1 protein-coding gene is annotated in these 254 nt (G+C 38.2%); it reads right to left on the bottom strand.

The genetic code is table 11. The features are described 5' to 3' along the window. The coding region (locus tag SB725_RS32535) for a zinc-ribbon domain-containing protein (protein WP_410923618.1) at positions 1 to 143 on the bottom strand (143 nt) is incomplete at its 3' end. Positions 144 to 254 lie beyond the last annotated feature (111 nt).

The raw sequence follows: 254 nt of genomic DNA on the forward strand, positions 1-254 counted from the left end.
GAAATAATTATCATTCCTATGAATATAATGGCAATCCATGTAAGAACCGATGTACGTTTAACTTTAGCCCCACAATTAGGGCAAGAGTCCGCATTTTTGCTTATTTGGTTGCCACAATCCTTACACTGAACAAGTTTGGCCATGCCCTATCCTCGCTGATTTTTCAATAAAAACATACTATAACCTATCGGCAAAGGTCGAGCAATTATGTAATCAGATACGAGAAGAATGCTTCTTACTGACCAGCAATGAAG

This window comes from Pseudomonas sp. SIMBA_041 (genome assembly GCF_046535095.1).
Taxonomy (GTDB): domain Bacteria; phylum Pseudomonadota; class Gammaproteobacteria; order Pseudomonadales; family Pseudomonadaceae; genus Aquipseudomonas; species Aquipseudomonas mucoides.